Annotated in this window: 19 protein-coding genes; 11 read left to right on the top strand and 8 right to left on the bottom strand. The window is 69.0% G+C overall.

The window, feature by feature from the left end; all coding sequences use genetic code 11:
* Positions 1-71: 71 nt before the first annotated feature.
* The gene (locus LC438_RS07400) at positions 72-737 is read left to right on the top strand and encodes a response regulator transcription factor (protein ID WP_223586227.1); all 666 of its coding nucleotides are present in this window, start codon (positions 72-74) and stop codon (positions 735-737) included.
* A complete protein-coding gene (locus tag LC438_RS07405; protein ID WP_223586228.1) occupies positions 715-1923 on the top strand; it encodes a HAMP domain-containing sensor histidine kinase in 1209 nt (402 codons plus the stop codon). Before LC438_RS07400 ends, LC438_RS07405 begins: the two co-directional genes overlap by 23 nt.
* 963 nt (positions 1924-2886) lie before the next feature.
* Here the strand turns inward: LC438_RS07405 and LC438_RS07410 are convergent.
* Positions 2887-3306 (bottom strand): GNAT family N-acetyltransferase, encoded by a 420-nt coding sequence (locus tag LC438_RS07410; RefSeq protein WP_223586229.1) that lies wholly within the window; start codon positions 3304-3306, stop codon positions 2887-2889.
* A gap of 65 nt (positions 3307-3371) precedes the next feature.
* Here LC438_RS07410 and LC438_RS07415 point away from each other — a divergent pair, with 65 nt between their 5' ends.
* The 4 genes from LC438_RS07415 (at position 3372) to LC438_RS07430 (ending at position 7184) form a co-directional block, all read left to right on the top strand.
* Positions 3372-3938 carry a nitroreductase family protein gene (locus LC438_RS07415; protein WP_223586230.1) on the top strand — a complete coding sequence of 189 codons (567 nt, stop codon included), beginning with the start codon at positions 3372-3374 and terminating at the stop codon, positions 3936-3938.
* A gap of 119 nt (positions 3939-4057) precedes the next feature.
* Positions 4058-4657, top strand: a complete 600-nt coding sequence (locus LC438_RS07420; protein WP_223586231.1) for a TetR/AcrR family transcriptional regulator — start codon at positions 4058-4060, stop codon at positions 4655-4657.
* On the top strand, positions 4654-6513 hold the full coding sequence (locus tag LC438_RS07425; RefSeq protein WP_223586232.1) for an alpha/beta fold hydrolase: 1860 nt from the start codon (positions 4654-4656) through the stop codon (positions 6511-6513). The genes LC438_RS07420 and LC438_RS07425 overlap by 4 nt, the downstream gene beginning before the upstream one ends.
* On the top strand, positions 6510-7184 hold the full coding sequence (locus LC438_RS07430; RefSeq protein ID WP_223586233.1) for an N-acetyltransferase: 675 nt from the start codon (positions 6510-6512) through the stop codon (positions 7182-7184). The genes LC438_RS07425 and LC438_RS07430 overlap by 4 nt, the downstream gene beginning before the upstream one ends.
* Positions 7185-7244: 60 nt before the next feature.
* Here the strand turns inward: LC438_RS07430 and LC438_RS07435 are convergent, their stop codons facing one another.
* Both LC438_RS07435 and LC438_RS07440 read right to left on the bottom strand, forming a co-directional pair.
* Entirely contained in the window at positions 7245-7595 is a 351-nt protein-coding gene (locus LC438_RS07435) for a VOC family protein (RefSeq protein WP_223586234.1), read from the bottom strand.
* A 53-nt stretch (positions 7596-7648) separates the two neighbouring features.
* Positions 7649-8023 (bottom strand): PH domain-containing protein, encoded by a 375-nt coding sequence (locus LC438_RS07440; RefSeq protein WP_223586235.1) that lies wholly within the window; start codon positions 8021-8023, stop codon positions 7649-7651.
* 234 nt (positions 8024-8257) lie between these two features.
* On the opposite strand from LC438_RS07440, the gene LC438_RS07445 reads away from it, so the two are divergent.
* Both LC438_RS07445 and LC438_RS07450 read left to right on the top strand, forming a co-directional pair.
* A complete protein-coding gene (locus LC438_RS07445; protein WP_374197871.1) occupies positions 8258-10267 on the top strand; it encodes an MDR family MFS transporter in 2010 nt (669 codons plus the stop codon).
* Between the two features lies 1 nt (position 10268).
* Positions 10269-10865: a TetR/AcrR family transcriptional regulator gene (locus LC438_RS07450; RefSeq protein WP_223586237.1), complete on the top strand. Its 597-nt coding sequence runs from the start codon at positions 10269-10271 to the stop codon at positions 10863-10865.
* A 2-nt stretch (positions 10866-10867) separates the two neighbouring features.
* On the opposite strand, the gene LC438_RS07455 is transcribed toward LC438_RS07450, so the two are convergent.
* Positions 10868-11647: an alpha/beta fold hydrolase gene (locus LC438_RS07455; protein ID WP_223586238.1), complete on the bottom strand. Its 780-nt coding sequence runs from the start codon at positions 11645-11647 to the stop codon at positions 10868-10870.
* Between the two features lie 119 nt (positions 11648-11766).
* Between LC438_RS07455 and LC438_RS07460 the strand changes: the two genes are divergently transcribed.
* The gene (locus LC438_RS07460) at positions 11767-12414 is read left to right on the top strand and encodes a TetR/AcrR family transcriptional regulator (protein ID WP_223586239.1); all 648 of its coding nucleotides are present in this window, start codon (positions 11767-11769) and stop codon (positions 12412-12414) included.
* A gap of 5 nt (positions 12415-12419) precedes the next feature.
* Here the strand turns inward: LC438_RS07460 and LC438_RS07465 are convergent, their stop codons facing one another.
* Positions 12420-12788 (bottom strand): VOC family protein, encoded by a 369-nt coding sequence (locus tag LC438_RS07465; protein ID WP_223586240.1) that lies wholly within the window; start codon positions 12786-12788, stop codon positions 12420-12422.
* A gap of 96 nt (positions 12789-12884) precedes the next feature.
* Between LC438_RS07465 and LC438_RS07470 the strand changes: the two genes are divergently transcribed.
* Positions 12885-13469: an NADPH-dependent FMN reductase gene (locus LC438_RS07470; RefSeq protein ID WP_223586241.1), complete on the top strand. Its 585-nt coding sequence runs from the start codon at positions 12885-12887 to the stop codon at positions 13467-13469.
* Between the two features lie 276 nt (positions 13470-13745).
* Positions 13746-14126 (top strand): hypothetical protein, encoded by a 381-nt coding sequence (locus LC438_RS07475; RefSeq protein WP_105676952.1) that lies wholly within the window; start codon positions 13746-13748, stop codon positions 14124-14126.
* An 18-nt stretch (positions 14127-14144) separates the two neighbouring features.
* On the opposite strand, the gene LC438_RS07480 is transcribed toward LC438_RS07475, so the two are convergent.
* The 3 genes from LC438_RS07480 to LC438_RS07490 are packed head-to-tail and all read right to left on the bottom strand — an operon-like array spanning position 14145 to position 19890.
* Positions 14145-17606: an error-prone DNA polymerase gene (locus tag LC438_RS07480; RefSeq protein ID WP_223586242.1), complete on the bottom strand. Its 3462-nt coding sequence runs from the start codon at positions 17604-17606 to the stop codon at positions 14145-14147.
* Positions 17606-19144, bottom strand: a complete 1539-nt coding sequence (locus tag LC438_RS07485) for a DNA polymerase Y family protein (protein WP_105676950.1) — start codon at positions 19142-19144, stop codon at positions 17606-17608. Before LC438_RS07485 ends, LC438_RS07480 begins: the two co-directional genes overlap by 1 nt.
* Complete coding sequence (locus LC438_RS07490; protein ID WP_223586243.1) at positions 19141-19890, bottom strand: hypothetical protein; 750 nt, start codon at positions 19888-19890, stop codon at positions 19141-19143. Before LC438_RS07490 ends, LC438_RS07485 begins: the two co-directional genes overlap by 4 nt.
* Positions 19891-19973: the final 83 nt, after the last annotated feature.

Here is a 19973-nt window from a genome sequence, read left to right on the forward strand (position 1 = left end):
TCCCTTTTACCTTTCTCCAACCTGCGGTCTGCTTGACTCGGTACGGAGATGACCGACCGGAGGAGGAGTGCATGCGCGTGCTGATCGTGGAGGACGAAGATTTCCTCGCCGACGCCATCCGCACCCGGTTGGAGATGGAGTCGATCGCGGCCGACATCGTGGGTGATGGGGATGCCGCGCTCGCCGCGGTGGAGATCAACGACTACGACGTGGTGCTCCTGGACCGCGACATCCCGGGCGTGCACGGCGACGACGTCTGCCGCGCCCTCGCCGCCGATCCGATCGGCCCCGCCGTTCTGATGCTGACCGCGGCCGGCGCTCTCAACGACCGCGTGGGCGGGCTCGAACTCGGCGCCGACGACTATCTGACCAAGCCGTTCGAGTTCGCCGAGCTGATCGCCCGCCTGCGCGCGCTGAACCGTCGCACGTTCACCGCGCTCCCGCCCGTGCTGGAGAAGCGCGGCGTGCGTCTTGACCCCTTCCGCCGCGAAGCCACGCGTGACGGCCGGTTCGTGCAGCTCACCCGCAAGGAGTTCGCCGTGCTCGAGCTGCTCCTGCGCGCGGACGGCGTGGTCGTCAGCGCCGAGACGATCCTGGAGAAGGCGTGGGATGAGAACGCCAACCCCTTCACCGCCACGGTGAAAGTGACCATCAGCAACCTGCGCCGCAAGCTCGGCGAGCACAGCATCATCACCACGGTCCCGGGGGTCGGCTATGCCATCACAGACCACGACTGAGCCGCCGACGCGGCGCTATCGCGCCACCGTCCGCACGCGTCTGGCGCTGACATACTCCGCACTGCTGACCGGTGCTGGACTCGTGATGCTCACGATCGTCTACTTGGTCATGCGCTTCGTGCCCACATACGCCCTCGTGCCGTCCGATTCCTTCCCGGCCGAGCCCTCGGAGCCGGGCATCGCGACGCCGCTGCCCGAGTCGACCGAGGGCGCGGCGGCGGCATCGACCACTCCGGCCTCCGAGATCCTGATCACCTCGACCGAGCAGATGCTCAACCTGCTGCTGATCGTCTCCATCGCCGTGCTCATCGTGCTCGCCGTCGTGGGCATCGCCGTCGGCTGGGCCGTCGCCGGGCGGATGCTGAAGCCGCTGCAGTACATCAACGGTGCCGCCCGCAGGGCCGCGCATGGCGACCTCGCGCAGCGGATCCGGCTCGAGGGGCCGCGGGACGAGATCTCCGAGCTGGCGATGAACTTCGACGATATGCTCGCGCAGCTCGAGCGCTCCTTCGCCGCCTCGAAGCGGTTCGCCTCGAACGCATCGCACGAACTGCTCACCCCGCTGGCCACAACTCGGGCGATGCTCGATGTCGCGATCGCCCAACGCGACGATGCAACCGAGCGCGCTCTGTTCGGTCGGCTGCGAGCGATGAACGAGCGCAGCATCGAGACGGCCGAAGCCCTGCTCGGCCTGGCGCAGATCGAAGCATCGACAGTCGCCGGTGAGCGCATCGACCTGGCCAGGGTTGTGGCCGAGGTTGCGGAGTTCTGCACCGACGAAGCGGCCGAGGCCGGCGTCACGATGACGCTCGATCTGCAGCCTGCGCACTTCGACGGTGAGCCGGTGCTGGCGCGACAGCTCGTCAGCAACCTCGTGCAGAACGGGATCCGGCACAATGCCGCATCCGACGGCTTCCTCTCGATCATCACGCGCACGGCCACGGACGGGTCCGCGCTGATCGAGGTCAAGAACAGCGGAGAGATCCTGGAAGCGGATGCCGTCACCGCGCTCGCGGAGCCGTTCACGCGCGCCGCCGGTCGCCGGTCTACGACGTCGGCGAAGGGGCATGGTCTCGGGCTGTCGATCGTGTCGGCGATCGTCACACGCTTCCACGGCATCCTCAAGCTGGCAGCCCGCCCGGGCGGAGGCCTGCGCGTCGTGGTGACCTTCCCGTCCGCGGGATAGCTCTGCGCCTTCCGATCGGCCAAGCGCAGCTGAGGTCTTCGAGTTTCAGCATCCTCTCGCGAGCCGACCATGGTGTGATGGACGATGAGGCGCCGCTCAAGGGCGTCCGCGAGGGCGGATGCACGCATCCGTCATGCGTACCCGCGCGCGTCCAAACAGGTGTGGCTGATCCTCGTCCTCGTCGCGGTGCTGATGGCGGCAGGATTGACGGCGTCGATGCTGCGCGCGGCGCGCACCGCCGGCATCCGCGCTGTTGCCTACAGTGACAGCGAAGGTGACTCGCGGGCCGATGCCGACTCCTTCACAGTGGTCGGCAGCCTGAGAACAACAGAGAACTCATCGGTGACGTCGGTCTGTTCGTCGCGCTTGAAGCCGAGGGGCCGGAGCTTCCGTGCGAGAGCCGCGGCTGACCATTCCGGCGGAGTGCACCGCTGAAACAGGAAACGCCCGGTCAACAGGGGCTAAGAGACCTGGTCGGGGCTACTAGGGGTCAAGGGGGCGCGCCGTCCTAATGCGGCGCTCTTCAGAGATGCTTCCACAGAACCCCACGTAAACCCCGTGATGGGTCTGCCGATGGCTACCAAGAGTAGGGACCTGGCCGGGACCTGATGCATGCAAACCATGCAATCCATGACGTGAAATGAGGTCGCTTGAGGGGCAGAGAACCCTGGAAAACCAAGGATTTGGGCTGAACCGTCTACCTGGGGGTCAAGGGGTCGCAGGTTCAAATCCTGTCAGCCCGACCAGATAGCCCCGGAGAACCGCAGAAACACGCGGATCTCCGGGGCTTTTTCCCTGCCGTCTCGCATGAGGTCAGGCTGACGTGGCCGCTTTCGGAGTGAGTCAGGGTGTCGCATTGCGACGCCTCAAGATTGCGGCGGACGCCTAGCGCCGTCACGACGGCGGAGCTCCCGGCACGCCGCGCATCGGGGTTGACGCCGTGTCGACGTCAACCGGGCAGTCTCAGGATCGCATTCGAGCCATGAATTGAGAGGGCACCGGCAGTTCGGAGAAACCGTACTGCTCATAGAGGCCGTGTGCGTCTGCCGTCGCAAGGAGAGTCCGGCGCAACCCCAACGGTTCCAGGTCGGCGATGACACCAGACATCAGCATCTTCCCCACGCCGACGCCGCGTACTTCCGGAGCCACGAACACGTCGCAGAGCCAGGCGAACGTCACGCCGTCCGTGATGACGCGGGCGTACGCGACTTGCTCCCCAGAGATCTCATGCCACACACCGTAGTTGCGCGACGAGTCGATGGCTGCGTCCTGCACCGCTCGGGGGCGACCGAGCGCCCAGTACGACGCCTCGGACAACCACCGGTGCACGAGTGCGCGGTCGATCCGGTCCGACTCACCCGAGAAGAAGTACTGGCTGGCCATGATCCATGGATATCACGAAGTCGGCAGGGGGAATCCGATGAGTCTTCCGCTGGTTGGATGGTTCCATGCCCGCAATCACTCATGTTCAGCTGCGCCCGTTCGTGAGGGCGAGGTTCAGCCCTCTTCGGTTCGATCCGCGCAGCACTGTTTCCGGTGATGAGGTGGATGCCCTCCTCGACGCGGCGCGGCACGCTCCTTCGGCAGGCAACTCGCAACCGTGGTCGTTCATCGTGGGGCGCCGCGGCGACGATGTTCACCGGAGGTTGACCGCCCACCTGGCGCGCAGTTCGTCGATCTGGGCCGCAGATGCGGGGCTTCTCTTAGCGAATCTCGCTCACCGAAACGTCGAGGGTTCTGACTTCGAGTACTCGGAGTTCGCGCAATACGACCTCGGTCAGGCGTTGGCGCATCTGACGTTCCAGGCCTACGAGATGGGGATGCAGGTCCACCAGTTCCGCGCGTTCGACCGGGCGGCGGTGGCCGACGAGTTCCAGGTTCCTCCGCACTGGGAGGTGACCAGCATGGCGGCGATCGGTGTGCCGGAGGCCGATGCTCGACACCTCACGGGTGCGGGAACGAGCCGCGAGCGGATGCCGCTCGATGCCATCACGTGGGCACGAGCACTGAGCTGACTTCGGGGTTTCCTGCAGCGGATCCGCAATCCACAGCCCACTCGGATCGAATCTGTCTGGTCGGGCCGGCATCAGCACCTCGGTTCGCAAAAATATGTAGACCGGTCTATTATCAATACATGACCTCCAAAGGCGACCAGACCCGGGCGCGACTCGCGGCGTCCATGCTCGAACTCATCCAGACCAGCGGCTACAGCGGCACGGGCTTGAACGCGGTGATCGACCACGCCGGCGCTCCGAAGGGGTCGATCTACTTCCACTTCCCCGACGGGAAGGTCGGCTTGGGCGTCGCCGCCGTCGAGCTCGCGGCGACGCAGTTCGAGGCGCTGATCGCCGAGGCTGCGGTCTCGACGGGCAGCGCGGCCGGTGCGGCCCGCGCGGCGATCGAGGCGCTGGCGAGCATCGTCAGCGAGAGCGACTACCGGCTCGGTTGCCCGGTCTCCGTCGTGACGCTGGAGATGGGAGCCGAGAGTGAAAGGCTGCGGCAGGCCTGCGCCAGCGCGTTCGAGTCGTGGATCGCGCCGACGGCCGCGCTCCTCGAAGGAAACGGCCTCGCGACCGAGGAGTCCCGCTCTCTGGCGACCGTCGTCGTCTCGATGATCGAGGGCGCGGTCATCGTCTCCCGCGCCACGCGGAGCACCCAACCCCTGGAATCGGCTGCAGAGGTCATCGCGGAGTTGATCGAGCGGCGCGTCGAGAACGCCGGGGGATCCAGATGAGCGCCCAGGACGCCCCGCGTCACGCCCTCGTGCTGGGAGCCTCGGGGCTGGTCGGCCGGCACCTCGTGCTGACCCTCGCGAGAGCCGGAGCTGACGTCACCGCGGCAGTGCGGAGCGCAGCATCCGGGGCGCGCGTCGAGGCATGGCTGCGGAAGCACGGCCTGGCGCGGAGCATCGACATCGTGATCGCCGACTTCGACGCGCCGGAGATCATGGTGGGCGGCGCGGCGGCCTTTGCGCACGTCACCGAGATCCACAACTGCGCCGGTGCGTATCGATTCGGGATGCCCGCCGAGGAAGCGCGGGCCGCGAACGTCGGCATCGTCGAGAAGGTCATCGATCTCGCCGCAGAACTCCCGATGCTGCAGCGCGTGGTTCACGTCTCGGGGTACCGCGTCGGCGGGCAGGACCCCGACGCCGTTCCCTGGTCGGAGGAGCACCGCGCGGCGGTCTACGCGGAACTGGGCGGCTACGAGGCGTCGAAGGTGGAATCCGACGCCGTCTTCCAGGCTCGGGCCCGGGAGCGCGGCGTGCCCTGGACGATCGTCAATCCGGCCAGCGTGATCGGAGACAGCGCGACGGGGGAGTCCGACCAGCACATCGGATTGGCGAGCACCATCGAGCAGATCTGGGACGGGACTGCGGCCGCGCTGCCCGGAGGCGCCGCGACCTTCCTTCCGGTCGTCACCGTCGACTATCTGGCGGCGTTCATGGCCACGGCGGCGGTCGATCCCGATGCCGTGGGTACGGCCTATTGGATTCTCGACGATGCGACCCCGCTGCTGGCCGATCTGCTCACGGACGTCGGACGGCACCTCGGGGCGAACGTCCCGAGGCTGAAGGTGCCGGCGAGCGTCATCACACGGCTGCCTCGATGGATCACGCGGGCCGACCCCGAGACCCTCGGCTTCCTGTCCGCCGATCGCTATCCCACAGCATCCGCGATCGAGCTCGCCGACCGGCACGGGCTCCGTCTGCCCGACGTGCGGGTGTCGCTCGAACGGTGGGCTGACCATCTGGCCGCGCACCGTTTCGGTGCGGCCGCGGGTGACGAGCGCCGATTCGTCGACGTCGCCGGTGTGCGGACCTTCGAGCTGGGATCGTCGGGATCCCGTCGGGTGATCCTCCCCGGGCTGCCGGTCAACGCAGACACCTGGTCGGACGTGGCATCGGGCATCGGCGCGCGAGCGGTCGATCTTCCCGGTCTCGGGCTGAGCGGCGGAACGGGCATTCGCGACTGGGAGCGCTGGCTGCCCGCGATGCTCGGGGACGAACCCGCCGAACTCATCGGCCACTCGATCGGCGCAGCAGCGGCGGTCATCGCTGCCGACCGGTTCCCCGAACGGATCGAGTCCCTCACTCTGATCGCGCCCTTCTTCCTGCAGGCGCCGGTGCGCGGGGCGGCACGTGTGCGGATGCTCGTTCGCGCCTTCTTGCGGCGCGCCGATCCCGTGCAGCTGTCACGCCGACTCACCGGCGCGGATGCGAGCGCGAAGGCTCTCGAGAGCAGCATCCGCGACCTCCGGAGAGGTCGTGCGAAGAGCGCGGCCGAGCAGCTCACCTCCGCCGGATCGACGCGATGGCGAGCTGAGCTCCGCGACGCGCTGGGGCGATTCCACGGCCCGGTGCGCATCATCACCGGAAGCGAGGACCCGCTCGACCCTGCCGCGGTCGCGCACCTGGAGTCGCTTCCCCACGTCGAGCTGATCTCTGTGCCCGGGGCTGGGCATCATCCGCAGCTCACCCACAGCGACGCGCTCATCGATCTGCTCGGTCGCCCTGCCGCCCTTCGGCGGATTGGTGAGACTCGTCTGCCGGACGCACCGCACGCCCTCTACGAGATGAGGATCGCATGACACACGAGACACTCCCGCACGGACTGCGACCGGCAACGTCCGGCGACCTCGACGAGATGACGCGAATCCTCACGGCGGCTTTCTTGGACGACCCCGTCTGGGGACCCTCGTTCCCCGATGTCGAGACGCGTCCGCAGGTGGCCGGTGCGTACTGGCGGTTCATGGTCGGGCAAGCGCTGCGCTTCTCCGAGTCGCGAGTGCTCGAGCGCGGCTCCGACGGCGAGGGCACGTCGCAGGGTGCGAGCACGCGCGGCGCTCTTCGCGCGGTCTCCGTGTGGTACCCGCCGGGTGAGGACGAGATCTCCGTCGAGGACCATGCTGCCTACGACGCGCTGGTCAGCGAGTTGCTCGACCCGGAGGCTGCTGCCGCCGTGGAGCAGGCCGGTGCCAGGTTCGCCGATGCGCGGCCCAGCGATCCGCATGCCTACCTGACACTCCTCGGTGTGGCGCCCGAGGCCCGCGGCGGCGGACACGGCATGGCGTTGCTCCGGGCGGCCCTGGCCCACTATGACGACGCGGGGATCTCCACCTACCTGGAGTCGTCGAACCCGGCGAACGATGCGCGTTACGAAAGGCTCGGGTACCGTCCCCGCGCAGTGGTGGAACTCGTCGGAGGCGTTCGGGTGCAGACCTACTGGCGGGATCCGCGGGGTGCTCGGCCGGCGGTCTGACGCGCATTCCGCTCATCGCGCGTAGCGCAGACGGCGAGCAGTGCGACCGCGCCGGGCCGCTCACGCGACGGTGTGCATACCGACGTTCACGATCCGCCCGTCGGAACCACGGTAGAAGAAGCGCGTGACGCCCCAGGGCTCGTCCGTGAGCGGATGGACGATCTCCAACCCGGCCGACTCCACGCGGGCGAGCGCGGCGTGGACGTCGTCGACGAAGACGGAGACGTCGGGTGCGACGGATGCCGTGGCATCCCGCGTGATGAGACTCAGCTGATGACCCTCGTCGTCGCCGAGGGTGACGATCCACCCGTGGTCCATGAGCACACGGAGGCCGAGCGCAGCCGTGTGTTCGGCGACCGCGCGCGGGAGGTCGGTCACGGTGAGGTTCGGAACGATCCGGTGCACGTCCATGCATTCATTCTGGTGACGGCATCCGACATCGCGGTCGAGCGGCGCTCCGGGCGTCAGTGCTGCAGGATCGCCCAGGCGAGCAGGCTGTCGATGCGACGGATGTCGGCGCCCTTGGTGAGCTTCACCTTGATGTGGCCGGCGCGGGTCCACAGCTCGACCTCGGCGTCGCGGTCGAGCAGCCCTCCGGCGTTCTCCGTCGACCACATGTTGATCGCGGAGTAGGGGAGCGAGTAGATCTCGACCTTCTTGCCCGTGATGCCCTGCGCATCGCGGACGATGAGCCGCTTGGTCGTGAACGTGGCGCTGTCGCGGAACGTCTTGAACGATGCCACCGGCTGCTCGCCCTCGACGAGCAGCGGCATCACGTCCGCGGGTACGGGGATCTCCTGTTGCAGCGTCCAGGCCAGGATCGGTGCGGACTCGACCATGTCGTCTCCTCGTCGGGGTTCGGCGCGGTCGGATGCCGCGCGATCGCACTCAGGCTAGCGAATCGAGGCTCCGTCCGGACGGCATCCGACACTCTCAGCCCGCGCTAATCTTGCAGTCGTGTAATATTGCACGTCTGCAATAATCCTCACGCCTTCCGAAGGGCTGGAATGTCAACTGTCTCCACCCGCACCGGTGCCACGCCGGTCGCGAAATCTGACGCGTCGAAGCCGATCATGACGCACCGTCAGATCCTCCTCGTGATCTACGGCCTCATGGCCGGAATGTTCCTGTCGTCTCTCGACCAGACCATCGTCGGCACGGCGATCCGCACGATCGGCGACGACCTGCACGGCCTCGACCAGCAGGCCTGGGTCACCACGGCGTACCTGATCACGTCGACCATCTCCGTGCCGATCTACGGCAAGCTCTCCGACATCTTCGGGCGCCGCCCGCTGTTCATCTTCGGCATCACGGTGTTCATCATCGGCTCCGTGCTGTCGACGTTCTCGACGTCGATGCTGATGCTGGCCGGCTTCCGCGCCTTCCAGGGCATCGGCGCCGGCGCGCTGATGTCGCTGCCGCTCGCGATCATGGCCGACATCCTCGCCCCGCGCGAGCGCGCCAAGTACCAGGGCTACTTCTTCGCCGTCTTCGGCATCTCCTCGCTGATCGGCCCGCTCGTCGGCGGTCTCTTCGCAGGTGCCAACGAGATCCTCTGGATCTCCGGCTGGCGCTGGGTCTTCCTCATCAACCTGCCCATCGGTCTCATCGCGCTCGGCATGGTGATCACCTTCCTGCACCTGCCGAAGGTCGCGAAGCACGACAACCCGCGCATCGACTGGTGGGGAGCGACCGCGGTGATCGTCGCGCTCGTGCCGCTGCTTCTGGTCGCAGAGCAGGGCCGCGAGTGGGGCTGGGGCTCCGTCGCCTCGATCGCCTGCTACGTGATCGGCGGACTCGGCGCCATCGGATTCGTGCTCATCGAGATCGCCATGAAGAACGACGCGATCATCCCGATCCGCCTCTTCCGCTCGAACACGTTCTCGTGGGCGACCATCATCGGCGTGCTCGTGGGCTTCGGCATGTTCGGCGCCATGATGACGATCCCGCTGTACATGCAGATCGTCGCCGGTCTCACCCCGACTGAGTCTGGCTTCGCGATGCTGCCGATGGTGGTGGGTCTCATGGCCTCCTCGATGGCGGCCGGCCAGATCACCGCGCGCACCGGCAAGTACGGCATCTTCCCGCGCACCGGCACCCTGACCACGGCGGTGGGCTTCCTGCTCCTGACGTTCGTCTCGTCGACCACCTCGGTGTGGTTCATGATGATCGGCATGTTCGTGGTCGGTCTCGGCCTCGGCCAGCTGATGCAGTCACTCACCATGGCGAGCCAGAACGCGGTCGAGGCGCCCGATATGGGCGTCGCCACCAGCGCAGCGACGTTCTTCCGTCAGATCGGTGGAACGCTGGGTACCGCGATCATGCTGTCGGTGCTGTTCACCCTGCTGCCGACGAACATCACGCACAGCATGGGCGATAAGCCCACGCTGACGGCCGCTCTGAACGCCGCGCTGGATCCCGCCGTCGCCGGCGAGAAGCAGAACAAGGCCGTCATGGAGCAGCTGTGGACGCCGATCGTCGGCCCGCTGCAGGAGAACATCCAGTCGCAGCTCGACAAGGGCGTGACCGAGGCGAAGGCCTCGGCGGGCGAAGCCGTGACGACCGCGGTGACCGACTCCGTGAACCAGGCCGTCGCCGCGGGGCAGCTTCCGGCCGCCGCCGCGCAGACGGTGATCGACCAGAAGGTCGCGGAGGCCACCCCGGCCGCCGAGGCCAAGGCGCTCCAGGCTGTCGCCGACAAGGCTCACGCCTCCGTGACGGACGGCACCGTGTCTGTGGACTGGTCGGACAAGGCCCAGCGCACCTACTGGGTGGACCAGCTCGTCCCCGACATCGCCGAGAAGATCAACAAGGGCACGTCAGAGGCATCGAACGGATCGAGCAGCTCGGTCAGCGACACGTCGTTCCTGAACGGCGCGGATACCGCGCTCACCAAGCCCTTCATGGTCGGCTTCACCCAGGCGATCGACGTGATCTACTGGGTAGGCTTCGGGGTGCTGATGCTCGCGTTCGTGCTGAGCTGGTTCTTCAAGGCTCCGCCGCTGCGCACCCGCTCGGCTCTGCAGGAGATGGCGGACGACGCCGGCATCAGCGAGACCGGGACGATCAAGGTGCAGAGCTGATATGACGAACGACCAGAGCGCAGGGGAGCCCGAGGGGCTTCGCGAGCGCAAGAAGAAGCTGCGGCGGGAAGCGCTGCACGAGGCTGCCCTGCGCCTGGTCGAACGTCAAGGGCTCGACGGAACGACCGTCGAGCAGATCTGCGAGGAGGTGGGGGTCTCGCCCCGCACCTTCTTCAACTACTTCCCGTCGAAGACGGCGGCGGCCCTCAACCTGCCGGAGCAGATCATCTCTCCGGAGGCGGCTGCGCGGTTCCGAGCGGCGACGGGGGAGCTCATGCCCGCGATCTGCGATCTCCTCGCCGACTCGATGAGCTCGGGCGTGGAGCGCACGAGGCTCAAGAAGCTCGTCACGGAGCAGCCCCAGCTCGTCGCGACGTTCACGCAGTGGATGGGAGCGCTGAAGGCCGAGTTCGGTCTGCTCATCGAGGAGCGCGCCGGGTCGCCCGAGGTGGCGGATGCCGCGATCCTCCTCGCGCTGAGCTCGCTGCGCACCCTCATGCACCGTCCGGCCGACGACACCCGACCGGATTCGGTCAGGCTCCTGGAGACGATGGACCGTCTGATCGCCGTGCGCCACGCGCCGATGGTCGGTCCATAGGCTCAGGCCACCCCGGCGAGACGGGCGAGCCTCTCGGCCATCGCCTGCGGCTCCCAGGAGTGCCACGCGCCGGCCAACTGCTCGGAATGGCCGTCCGACGCCGCCTCCGCGAGCGCGTCAGCCGTCGCGATCATGCCGGGGAAGGTCTCCGCGCCGACGATGGCGACGACGGGTGCGGCGACAGGGGCGAGTGCCTGCCGATAGCCGCTCGCCTCGACCTCCGCCAGAGCCTCTCCGTCGGGGATCCAACTGTGGATCAATCCGGGGTAGTCGGGGGACTTCTTGAGCCCCTCGAGCCATTCCGGCGGCATCCCGACCATGTACCTCGCGACGGCCTCCTCGAGGTCACCGGCGTCGATCGACTCGCGCACGCGCGCCCACCACGACGGCGCGCCGCCCTCGAAGAGTCCGAGCGGAGCCTCCCACAGCACGAGACCGGCGAGCTCCGCCACGCGAGACGTCGCGAGCATCGCGATCGCGCACCCGGAGGAGTGGCCGATCAGGACGACGGGAGCCTCCGCCTCTCGGGCGAGCGCCTCGATCGCGTCGAGCTGGGCGGTGAGTTCGATCGGACCCGCCGATGTGCTCTCGCCGCGCCCGAGCCGGTCGGCGATCAGGGCGCGTCCGCCTAGTGCGGCGAAGGCCTCACTCGTGGCGAGGGTGATCGGGTCGTCGGCACGTGTGGGCCCGGCGCCGGCGATGAAGATCGCCGTGGGTGCGCCCGGCGTTCCGAGGTCGTCGTAGACGATGCGGTCGCCCCGCGGGGTGGTGAGAGCGCTCATGACGCGGCCTCGCTCGGATGAGTGCGCTCTGCGTCGAACTCGAGGGTCTTCCTGCTGTCCATCGTCATCTCCAATTTCAAGACTGGTCGGTATGATTTCTATAAACTAGACTCATGAGTATGAAATCGTCAAGGGGTGCTGAGGATCTCCGCCCGAGCTCGGTGCGCAAGCGCGAGTCGATCCTCGCCGCCGCCCAGGAGCAGTTCCTCGCCCACGGGTACGAGGCGGTGACGATGGACTCCATCGCTCGGGTGTCTGGAGTGGCCAAGCAGACGCTGTACAGCCACTTCGGCGGCAAGGAAGGCCTGTTCCTCGCGCTGGTCGGATCGCAGACCAGCGCGGCGAGCGAGCGCGTGCTCGGCGCACCTCCGGTTGTGCGCGACGGAGCGGATGCGCGCACCGTGCTCGCCCCGATCCTCGAGCAGCAGCTCTCGACCGTGCTCGACCCGGGTCTCCTCGCGCTCCGCCGGCTGGTCATCGGCCTCATGCCGCAGTTCCCCGACCTGGCCCGTTCGCTGCACCTCAACGGCCCGCAGCGGGCGATCGACTCCCTCGCCGAGGTGATCGGCAGGATGGATGCCGCCGGCATCCTGCGCGCGCCCGATCCCGTCCTCGCCGCCACCCAGCTCAACTGGCTGGTGATGGGAGAGCCCGTCAACCGGGCTATGCTCCTCGGCGACGACGAGGCCCTGCCGAACGGAGATGCGGCAGGGCACGTGGCGCGTGCCCTCGACGTGTTCCTCGCGGCCCACCGATCCGAAGGGTGATCCGCTCAGGCGGGGCGCTGTTCGACCAGGCCGATCGTGTTGCCCTCGCTGTCGACGATGAACGCCTGCCACTCGTCGGTGCCCGCGGGGCCGAGAGTGCCGTCCGCATGGCTGAAGATCACGTGCGGCTCGCTGACGATCGTCGTGCCCGCGGCCCGAAGCCGCTCGACGGCGCCGTGGATGTCGACGACCTCGATGTAGAGCAGCGCGCTCGCCGCTCCCGCATCGAGCAGCAGCCGCACCCCGTCGAGGTCGAAGAAGAGCAGTCCGGGCGGATCGAAGCGTGCGGCGGGTTCTGTGCCGAGCAGGTCGCTGTAGAACGCGGCGGCGCGGTCGAGATCCGTGGCGCGCTGCGCGACCTGGATGAGCTTCATGTCGACCTCCTCTGCCCGAGATCCTAGATCTCCTGGCGCCCGGCTGGCCAGAGGGCGTATACCGGAGACGACACCCCGACCGTGAAGGAGCACTCCATGACCTACCGCATCGGCTATCTCGTCGGCAGCCTCTCCCGGGACTCGATCAACCGCATCCTCTCGAAGGCGCTCGTACGGCTCGCCCCGCCGAGTCTGGAGCTGACCGAGATCTCGATCCGCGACCTGCCGCTCTTCGATCGCGACGACGAGCAGAGTCCGGCCCCTGCCGTGACCGCGTTCAAGAGCGACGTCGAGGAGTCGGAGGGGCTGCTGTTCGTGTCGCCGGAGTACAACCGGTCCATCCCCGGTCCGCTCAAGAACGCGATCGACTGGGGATCCAGGCCCTGGGGGCACAACTCCTTCGCGCGCACCCCCACGGGGATCATCGGCGCCTCGACCGGGGCGATCGGCACCGCGGTGATGCAGTCGTCCATGCGCAGCGTCCTGAGCTTCCTCAACGCGCCGCAGCTGAACGCGCCGGAGGCGTACATCACGTTCAAGCCTGACGTGTTCGGGCCCGATGGCGAGGTGGCGGATGCCGGCACGGAGGGCTTCCTCCGGCACTACATGGAGGAGTACGCGGCGTTCGTCGAGCGCGTGCTCTCGGTCACGGCACCGGGGCACGTCGGGGACCGAGACTAGGTCGGCGCCAGGGGAACTGGTTGCCCTCCCGAGTCGCTTCGCCCCAGATCGAATCGCTCGAGAGGGCTCACCGCCCATCCCGGACGGTAGGGGAGGCGGCGAAGATCTCGCTGCTCTCGTCGGCTGTTTCCCCAGTTCTCAGCCGGTAGCCCCCGCTACTCATATCAGAATATCGCGAAAATGTCTTGTCCGCCATTTGGGGGACAAAGAAATCTACGAATATTTCTGAGCGCCCGTGGGTCTTGTCTTCTCCGCGCCGGATCATAGGGTGGTTCCATGGACAGAAAGCTCGTGCTGAACGCGCAGCTCGCCATCGCGCGCGGGCACCGCGTCGAGGTGACGGAGCAGAGGGACGACGCCGCCGACGAGGCGGTCGTCTTCGCCGTCATCGACCTCGACACCGGCATCCGCTACCGCCGCGCCGAGGATCCGCGCGGCGAGGTGAGCCGGTGGCTCGGGCGCGTCCTCGACTGCACCGTCATGATCGGCGGGCACGGTGCGCACACCGTGCTCTCCGTGATGCCGGACGGCGGCGGCGCGAGCGCCAAGGCGGCGCTGCGCGGAGCGGATGCCGCCGCCGAGGCGGCGAAGGCCGAGGCCGACCGCTGGGGTGGAGCCGATCGCACTCCGGAGCCCCCGGCCGAACGCGTCTGGTGACGTCGGCGCGGAGCCCGTTCACTGGAAGTCCCGCGATCGGTGGGCGAGCCCGGTGCGCAGATCCTCGAAGGCATCGGCGAGCACGTTCACGACCCCCTCGGCGGATCTCTCCAGGATGCCGCGGATGATGAGGGCGGGGGAGTCTCGGGCGATGCGCCGGTAGCGCGCCCACACGCCCCGTGAGCAGATCACGTTGACCAGCCCGTGCTCGTCCTCCAGATTGATGAAGGTCACGCCGGCGGCGGTCTCCGGACGCTGCCGGTGCGTGACGAGCCCGGCGACCTCGATCCGACGCCCGCTCTCGTGCGCCCGCAGCTGCGCAGACGTGATCACCCCGCGCTCCCTCAGCTGCGCGCGGAAGTGCGTCATCGGATGGTCGTCGGTGGACACCCCCGTCGCCCAGAGATCGGCCGCGAGCTGCTCGTAGCCCGACTGGTCGGGGAACAGCGGCGGCTGCACGGCGATCGTCGTGCCCGGGAGGAAGCGCGCGCGGTCCTCGGCGGCCGCCCCGGCCAGCCAGATGGCCTCGCGTCTGGTCAGACCCAGGCAGTCGAAGGCGCCCGCGGTCGCGAAGGCCTCGAGCTGGGCGGTCGTGGCATCCGTGCGGCGCACCAGGTCGTGGAGATCGCGGTAGGGGCCGTGCGCCTCTCGTTCGCCGACGATCCTCTCGGCCAACGGCGTGCCGATCCCGCGGATGCCGCCCAGGCCGAGCCGCACGGCGTAGCCGCCGTCGCGACGGTGCGCGGCCGTCTCATCGGGGGCGGTGCGGTCGAACCGGGTCTTCAGCGGCGGCTCCGCCTGGATGAGGCAGGAGTCCCGCCCGGTGGCCGCCCGGGAATCCGACAGGGCCTCCAGGGTCTCGGTCGCTCCGGACAGGTGCAGATCGGGCCTGCGCACCTCCACGCCGTGTCGACGCGCATCACCCGTCAGCGTCGACGCCGAGTAGAAGCCCATCGGCTGAGACCGCAGGAGTCCCGCCAGGAACGCGGCGGGGTAGTGCAGCTTGAGCCAGGAGCTGGCGTAGACGAGCAGGGCGAAGGAGAGGGAGTGGGACTCGGCGAAGCCGAAGTTCGAGAACGCCTGGATCTGCGCGTAGATCCGGTCGGATGCCTCCTGCGACAGCCCGTGCCGCGCCATCCCCGCGTAGAGCTGCTTCTGGATGCTGTCGATCTTCTCCAGACCGCGCTTCGACCCCATCGCCCGACGCAGCGTATCGGCCTCGTCCGCCGTGCAGTCGCCGATGATCGTCGCCATGTGGATGAGCTGCTCCTGGAAGATGGGGATGCCGAGCGTGCGCTCCAGCACCTTCTTCAGGGCGGGATGCGGATACGGGACGTGCATCGTCAGCGGCTCCTCGCCGCGCTCCTCGCGCCGTTCGTTCTCGGCATCGGTCCTGTCCTTCTCCATCTTCAGCCGGACGAACGGGTGCACGGCTCCGCCCTGGATGGGGCCGGGGCGGATGAGGGCGATCTGGATCGCGAGGTCGTAGAAGCAGCGCGGCTGCAGGCGGGGGAGCAGACCCATCTGCGCCCGAGACTCCACCTGGAAGACGCCGATGGAGTCGGCCCGGCAGAGCATGTCGTAGACCGCCGGCTCCTCCTTGGGGATCGTCTCGAGTTTCCAGACCTCGCCGGTGCTCCCCTCGATGAGGTCGAAGCAGTGCCGGAGGGCGGAGAGCATGCCCAGCCCCAGCAGGTCGAACTTCACGAGCCCCATCCAGGCCGCGGAGTCCTTGTCCCACTGGATGACGGTGCGGTTCTCCATCCGCGCGTGCTCCACCGGCACGACCTCGCCCACGGGGCGCTCGGTGAGCACCATGCCGCCGGAGTGGATGCCGAGGTGCCGCGGCGCCTTCATCAGCTGGTTCGCGTAGTCGCGGACGATCTCGGGGAGGTCGGTGTCGTCCTGCTCCGACAGCTGAGAACCCCAGCCGTCGACCTGGCGGGACCAGGCATCCTGCTGGCCGGGGGAGAACCCCAGCGCCCGCGCCATGTCGCGCACCGCGTTCTTCGGCCGGTACTGGATGACGTTCGCGACCTGCGCGGCCCGATCGCGCTTGTACTCGTCGTAGACCCACTGGATGATCTCCTCCCGGCGGCTGGAGTCGAAGTCCACGTCGATGTCGGGCTCCTCCTCGCGGGTGGTGGCGAGGAACCGTTCGAAGGGGAGGTCGTAGAGGATCGGATCGACCGCAGTGATGCCCAGCAGGTAGCAGACCGCGCTCGCCGCGGCCGAGCCCCGCCCCTGGCAGAGGATGCCCAGCTCCCTCGCCTTCGCGACGATCCCGTGCACGATGAGGAAGTACCCGGGGAAGTCCTTCTCCTCGATGACGTTCAGCTCCCGTTCGATCCGGCTGCGGCCGCCGGCGTCGAGGTTCGGATACCTCTGGGGCACGGCATCCCACACGAGCCTGCGCAGCCAGCTCATCGGGGTGTGTCCGGCCGGCACCTTCTGCGTCGGGAGGGCGGGCCGCGCGCGTCGGAGGGGGAAGGCGGATGCCGCGGCCAGCTCCAGCCCGTGCTCGATCGCCCCGGGGTAGCGCCGGAACCGGGCGGTCATCTCCGCACCGCTGCGCAGGTGGGCCCCGTCGTGGGCGGGGAGCCAGCCGTCGAGATCGTCCATGCTGCGCACCGCCCGCACGGCGGACATGGCCTCGGCGAGCCGGGCGCGGTCAGGGGACGCGTAGTGCACGTTGTTCGTCGCGACCACGGGCAGCCGCATCCGCCTGGCGAGGTCGGCGAGAGCGTCGTTGCGCCGGGTGTCCAGGGGGTCGCCGTGGTCGAAGAGCTCGACGGCGACGTGATCGCGGCCGAACAGGTCGACGAGTCGCCGCAGCGGGGTCTCGGCGTCGCCCTGCTCCAGACCTCGGCGCACGGCGCCCTTGCGGCATCCGGTCAGGATCGCCCACTCGCCGCCCGCGCGATCGGCGAGCGCGTCGAGGTCGTAGACCGGACGTCCTTTCTCTCCGCCGCGCAGCTGCGCCTGGGTGATCGCCCCGGAGAGGCGGTGGTATCCCTCCATGCCCCTGGCGAGGACGAGCAGATGCTCGCCTGCGGGATCGGCGGCTCCGCGCTGCGGTGCGGGCAGATCCAGGGACAGCTCGGCGCCGAACACGGTCTGCACCTGGACCTTCATGTGCTCGGCGACCTCGCCGAAGCGTGCGGCGCCGTAGAAGCCGTCGTGGTCGGTGATCGCGAGGGCGGAGAGGCCGAGCCGCTCCGCCTCGGCGAGAAGCTCCTCGGGGGAGGAGGCGCCGTCGAGGAAGGAGTACGACGAGTGCGCGTGCAGCTCGGCATAGGGCACGGCGTCTTCGGGGCGGGGGATCTCGGTCGGGAGCACGCGCTGCCGGCGCCGGCTGACCGGACCCGCGTCCTCCCTCGTGCCCTGCGGCTCGGCGGGGGTCGGAGTGGAGAGCGGCTCCTTGCCGCTCAGGGTGCGCTCCAGCTCCGTCCAGGAGAGCGGCGGGTTGTGCCAGCCCATCAGCGGTACCTCCCCTCGGCCCACCAGCGGACGCCGGTGCGGAACACGAGCCACGCCCTGTCGCTCTCGTCGACGATCTGCAGCCGATGCCCGACCCGCCCCTGCGCGCGATCCCAGAGCCGCTCGTGCACGGGCCAGGGGCCGGCCCAGGCCTGCACCGCGGCGCCGTCGATCTGCGCGGGAGGCGCCGAGAGCGCCCCGCGCTCGTCGATGTCGACGGATGCTCCGGCGGCATCGACCACTCCGATCGGCCGCGGCGGTGCGAACACCTCGGCGGGGACCGGGTCGGGGAGGCTGCCCGGCCACGGACGCTCCGGATCCCTGGGGGCGGTGCCGCGCTCTCCCCACGGCGTGAGCACCTGACGGTCGGAGAGCCAGCGGCCTCCGGAGACCGTCGCGGTGACGACCCCCTGGTGACCGAGCATCGTCTGCACGCGCGAGACGGCGTGGTGCAGCCGCTCGTCGGTGCCGGAACCGAACAGCCCCGGCTGATGATGGGCGGCGTCGTCGACCGCGGCGGGGATGATGCGCACTGCCACGATGCCGCCGAACGCCCTGGCCTCATCGATCGGCTCCTTCGCCTGCGCGGTCGCCAGCGCCTCCAGCTGCCAGCGCACCCTGTCGACGAGATCGGCGGCGTCGAAGCAGGTCGGATGCAGCCAGGTGCGGGAGAACACCTTCCCGTTGTCGTCGGTCAGATCGATGCGCACCTCGGTGCACACGACGGAGGCGTCGGCGAGTGCGAGCAGCACGGCATCCGCTGTCTGCCGCACCGCGAACGCCACCTGATCGGCGCCGGCCAGGGCAGGTTCGAACTCGACCGTCCGCACCAGCTCCGGGTCGGGAGGCAGCGGCGTCAGAGGGCGGGAGTCCGCACCGGCGGCGAGGCCGTGCAGGCGCGCCCCGCGCTCGCCGAACCGGTCGCGCACCTCGAGTCCGTCGAGTGCGGCGAACGCGCCGAGAGTGCGTACGCCGAGCCTGGTCAGGAGCCCCGAGAGATGCTCGTCGCGGAGCACCTGGACGGGCAGCGGGGCGAGGAACTCCCGGGCTCTCCCCGCCGGGACGACGGCGCAGGGTTCGGCTGCACGCGCGGCGAGCTCTGCGGTGAACGGGCCGTCGGCGATGCCGATGCGCACCTCGGGGAAGCCGGCGTCGGCGAGGATGGCGATCAGCGCGCGACCGGCTTCATCCTCTCCGCCGTGGTAGCGGGAGACGCCCCTGGCGCGGATGGCGGCGAGCCCCGGTCGCAGGATCGTCGCCCCGGGGGCGTGCCGCTCGAGGATCCGCAGCACGGGGAGGAAGGCCCGCTCGTCTGCGGCCGGGTCGTGGGGGAGCACCCGCAGCGAGGAGAGGTGGCCCTGGGCGACGCGGCGGCGCTGGCCGATGCGCACGCCGTGCTCCCGAGCCGATGCGGTGCAGGCGACGACCGTGTTCGCCTGCACGAGAGCCGTGGGCGGATGCGGTGGGGCGCCGCCCAGAGCAGCGCGCAGCGGCCAGTCGGGGAACCACAGCACGATCACGCGGAGAGGAGCAGTCATCCCGCCACCGCCCAGGACGCCTCATCGGCGGGAGCATCTGCGGTCCTGTCGCGCAGGGGAGGCAGCGCGGTGAGAGAGGGGGGCGGCGACACGGTCTCGATGGCGCCGCTGCTCCCCGGCAGCCGCACCAGCACGCTCGACGGCGCGGGGCTCCGTCTGGTCTGCGCCGTCACCGTCGCCGTGCAGCCGGAGAGCAGGCCCCAGCCGGCGCCGAGCCCGTGCCAGTGCTGATCGTGGAGACGAATGCTGCCCTCGCTCTGCGGCCAGAGACCGAGCGCGGAGGACTCGGCGACGAGCAGCGTGGTGCCGCGGTCTCGCAGTCGGGCGCTCAGGCGTGAGACATCGGCATCGCGCACACGGGAGCCGGGCTGCACGACGATCAGCGGGACGACCTCGGCGAGGGCGGAGGTCGCGGCCAGCCAGCGATCGCCGGGAGCCGGAACGAGGATCAGTCGGGCGAGATCGATGCCGAAGGCGGATGCCGCCTCCACGCCGAGCGTCGGCATGCCGATCACCGCGCACCAGTGCCCCTTCTGCGATGCCGCGCTGAGGAGGGCGAGCACGAGGGACGGGGACGGGGAGACGGTGTAGGCGCTGCCCGTCAGCAGGCCCTCCTCCGGCAGCAGGGAGGAGAGCGCGGGGTCGAGGGGGAGCAGCGGATGCTCGCTGCGGCGGCGCTGCATCCGGCTGATCTCACGGCGCAGCCGCAGCACCTCCACGGCGCGGACATCGGCGGACTGACCCATGCATCCATCCTCGAACATATATACGAATAAAACAAGGTGACGTGATGACGATAGTTCGAACGTCGGACATGACGCGCGATGCC

This window comes from Microbacterium sp. OVT16B (assembly GCF_019969705.1).
GTDB lineage: Bacteria > Actinomycetota > Actinomycetes > Actinomycetales > Microbacteriaceae > Microbacterium > Microbacterium natoriense.